We start from the raw sequence: 3,550 nt of genomic DNA on the forward strand, positions 1-3,550 counted from the left end.
GTACATCTTCCCTCGCAAGAATGCGAAATTCAGCTCCATTTCTCAACAGTCTACCAGCGTGTCGAAATTTATAATTTGATTTTTTCTACACGCTGAAATATGTTTGTAGGATTATTTTGCTAACATTGGGGTGGAAAGGTATCTGTCGCCCGAGTCGGGAAGAATTACAACAATGTTCTTTCCTTTGCTTTCAGGTCGCTTTGCAATCTGTGCAGCTGCCCACAGTGCCGCGCCGGAGCTGATGCCTACCAATGCACCCTCAAGAGCAGGGAATGCTGCGCCGTACTCAAATGCCGCTTCGTTTGGCACTGTAATAACCTCGTCGTAAATTTTTGTATCAAGAGTGTCGGGTACAAAGCCTGCACCAATACCCTGAATCTTATGCGCACCGCCCTTGCCGGTTGTTAACACCGGTGATGTTTCCGGCTCCAAAGCAATAACCTTTATGTTAGGATTTTGCTCCTTTAGGTACTTGCCTGTGCCCGATACGGTACCTCCTGTGCCAACACCTGCAATAAAGATGTCAACCTTGCCCTCAAGGTCATTCCAAATTTCAGGTCCTGTTGTTTCGTAGTGTGCTTTCGGATTAACAGGATTTACAAATTGACCTGCAATTATTGAGTTCGGGGTTTCCTTTTGAAGCTCCTCTGCCTTTGCGATAGCACCCTTCATACCAAGTGATGCATCTGTAAGCACAAGCTCTGCGCCATACGCCTTCATAAGATTTCTGCGCTCCACGCTCATTGATTCGGGCATTGTAATAATTACCTTGAAGCCCTTTGCCGCTGCGTAGGAGGCAATGCCTATACCTGTGTTGCCCGATGTCGGCTCAATGATTGTTGAGCCCTCCTTGAGCTTTCCGCTTGCTACGGCGTCGTCTATGATAGCCTTTGCTATCCTGTCCTTTACGGAGCCTGCCGGATTAAAGTATTCAAGCTTTGCATAGACGCTTGCCTCAAGGGCATATGCTTTTTCAAAATTGTTTACCCTAACAAGAGGGGTGTTGCCTACTGTTTGTGCAACTGAATTGTAAAGTGCCATAATGAATTCCTTCTTTCAAATATTATTAGGACTTCGCCACGGTTGAAAGCCGGGTTTATCTTTATTGTGTTATCATAATAACACATAATGCCTACTATGTCAATAGGTTTTGTGGAATTTATTGCAAAATATTTTTTCACCAAATTTTTTGTAAATAATAAATTAGATTTTGCTATGAAAAACAAAGAAAACAAGAGAAAACGAGAGCAATACCAAATTATTTTGATTTTACTGTTGACTATTTGCTCGGATTGTGGTAGTATATGCAGGCAATCAAAAAGATTAAATTAATTCGGAGGAAAAGACTATGTCAACATTTATGCCAAAAGCTGACGAGATCGAACGCGCATGGTATGTTATTGATGCAGCAGACAAGCCACTCGGCCGTGTTGCCGCAGAGGCTGCTACCCTTCTCAGAGGTAAGCACAAGCCAATCTTTATGCCAAACGTAGACTGTGGCGATTTCGTTATTATCATTAACACAGATAAGGCTGTTCTCACAGGCGACAAGCTCAACAAGAAGCACTATTATCATCACTCAGGTTACATCGGAAACCTTAAGGATGTAAAGTACAGCACTCTTATGAAGGAAAAGAGCGATTTCGCTATGCAGCTTGCTGTAAAAGGTATGATTCCTGATACAACACTCGGCAGAAAGCAGCTCACAAGATGCAGAATTTACAAGAACGCAGAACACAAGCACGAGGCTCAGAAGCCTGTTGCTTACGAACTATAAGGGAGGTTTAAGATATGTACGAATCAAATCCTTATTTTTACGGAACAGGCAGACGTAAGGAGTCTGTTGCTCGTGTACGTGTGTATGCAGGTACAGGTAAGATTATAATTAATGACAGAGATATTGATGATTACTTTGGTCTTGACACTCTCAAGCTCATCGTTCGTCAGCCTCTCACTCTTACAGAAACTACTGAAAAGTTCGACATCATCTGCCGCGTAAACGGTGGCGGTGTTTCAGGTCAGGCAGGCGCAATCCGTCACGGCCTTTCAAGAGCACTTCTTCAGTATGACGAGTCACTTCGTCCTGCTCTTAAGAAGGCAGGCTTCCTCACTCGTGACCCACGTATGAAGGAAAGAAAGAAGTATGGTCTCAAGGCAGCAAGAAGAGCACCACAGTTCTCAAAGAGATAATTTATCCCGAATGGGATTGCTCAAAAACCCCGAAACTACTACGGTTTCTGGGTTTTTCTTTTGTCTAAAATTATGTTTTGGTGCAAATTTGGTGCAACTTTCTATGAAACAGTATCATACGATATGAAATGTTATGCGAAGATAGGTCAGCCTTTGCCGATTTCAAGACCATCATAGCCATCCTTTTTCAAAAGTGCGCTGGCGTAGTTTATAAGAAAGACCCCTCTAAGGCTAAAAAGATTAAGTATCTTGACAAAGAACAATGCCAAAAGCTCATGTCGGTTACGAGTGAGTATAGCACATTCAATACCATCATCCAGTTCCTGCTATTTACTGGACTGAGAATTGGAGAATGTCTCGCTCTCCGTTGGTGTGATATTGATTTCGAGCATAACACGGTTACTATCTGCCATACACTCAGTTTTGCAGATGATAAGTGGTTTTTATCTGTACCAAAAACAGAGACCAGCTTTCGTACCATTAGGCTCAGTACCTACTCCAAGGAACTGTTGCTACGCCACAAGCGTGAGCAGGACAGGCTCAAGGAGACCGTTGGAGATGCGTGGGTACATCCCGACATTGTATTCACTTCTGCCATTAGCAACTACTACTGTCAGAGCTTCACCAACAAGCAGTTGAAGAAAATCCTTGTTGATAATGACCTGCCAGCACTCAGCGTTCATGCGTTGAGACACAGCAACGCCAGTTTGATGATAAATAACGGATTTGATGTAAAAGCCATTTCCGAACATCTTGGGCATTGTAATACAGCTATTACCTCTGATATTTATACTCACATCTTCAAGGAGTATAAGGCTAAGATGGCTGAAAGCATTGAAAAAGACCTCATTTAAGCGATAGAACGGCACGAAAAGCAATTTTCGTGCCGTTCTCTTTATTTATTCACATTATTGTGATATAATGGTATCAATTAGATAAACTTGAATTTGCGGAGATGATAAGATGGTCAATATAACAGATGTAAAACAGATTCTTCAATTTGCAATAGATGCGGAGATTAAAGTCTTTCTTGATGGTGGCTGGGGTGTAGATGCTCTTCTTGGATATCAGTCAAGAGCCCATAACGATATTGATATTTTTGTAGAAAAGAAAGATTATCAGAACTTTATAGAGATGATGAAAGCTAATGACTTTTATGAGATTAAGATGGAATATACAACATTGAACCATACTGTATGGGAAGATGCGAAAAACAGAATTGTTGATTTGCATTGTTTTGAATATACGGGCGAAGGTGAAATTCTTTATGAGGGGGATTGTTTTCCGATAGAAACTTTTTCGGGCAAAGGAAAAATTGAGGAGATAGAGGTTTCCTGTATTGAACCATATAGTCAAGTAA

At 41.7% G+C, this 3,550-nt stretch carries 5 protein-coding genes; 4 read left to right on the top strand and 1 reads right to left on the bottom strand.

Translation table 11 applies throughout. The annotated features are described in order from the left end of the window. Window positions 1-111: 111 nt before the first annotated feature. Window positions 112-1,044 (bottom strand): cysteine synthase A, encoded by a 933-nt coding sequence (gene cysK / locus Q0P34_RS08315; protein WP_294955351.1) that lies wholly within the window; start codon window positions 1,042-1,044, stop codon window positions 112-114. Between the two features lie 304 nt (window positions 1,045-1,348). On the opposite strand from cysK, the gene rplM reads away from it, so the two are divergent. The 4 genes from rplM to Q0P34_RS08335 form a co-directional block, all read left to right on the top strand. Beyond that, a complete protein-coding gene (gene rplM, locus Q0P34_RS08320) occupies window positions 1,349-1,777 on the top strand; it encodes a 50S ribosomal protein L13 (RefSeq protein WP_178669178.1) in 429 nt (142 codons plus the stop codon). Between the two features lie 14 nt (window positions 1,778-1,791). After that, window positions 1,792-2,190: a 30S ribosomal protein S9 gene (rpsI, locus tag Q0P34_RS08325; protein ID WP_178669176.1), complete on the top strand. Its 399-nt coding sequence runs from the start codon at window positions 1,792-1,794 to the stop codon at window positions 2,188-2,190. A 128-nt stretch (window positions 2,191-2,318) separates the two neighbouring features. Further along, window positions 2,319-3,044 (top strand): site-specific integrase, encoded by a 726-nt coding sequence (locus Q0P34_RS08330; RefSeq protein WP_294955347.1) that lies wholly within the window; start codon window positions 2,319-2,321, stop codon window positions 3,042-3,044. 109 nt (window positions 3,045-3,153) lie between these two features. Beyond that, the coding region (locus tag Q0P34_RS08335) for an aminoglycoside nucleotidyltransferase (RefSeq protein WP_294955349.1) at window positions 3,154-3,550 on the top strand (397 nt) is incomplete at its 3' end.

It is taken from the genome of uncultured Eubacterium sp. (assembly GCF_945980375.1).
GTDB lineage: Bacteria > Bacillota > Clostridia > Oscillospirales > Acutalibacteraceae > Eubacterium_R.

Coding starts and splice junctions, on each gene's coding strand:
- rplM (WP_178669178.1), top strand. CDS start 1,349: ATGTCAACATTTATGCCAAAAGCTGACGAGATCGAACGCGCATGGTAT.
- rpsI (WP_178669176.1), top strand. CDS start 1,792: ATGTACGAATCAAATCCTTATTTTTACGGAACAGGCAGACGTAAGGAG.
- Q0P34_RS08330 (WP_294955347.1), top strand. CDS start 2,319: ATGTTATGCGAAGATAGGTCAGCCTTTGCCGATTTCAAGACCATCATA.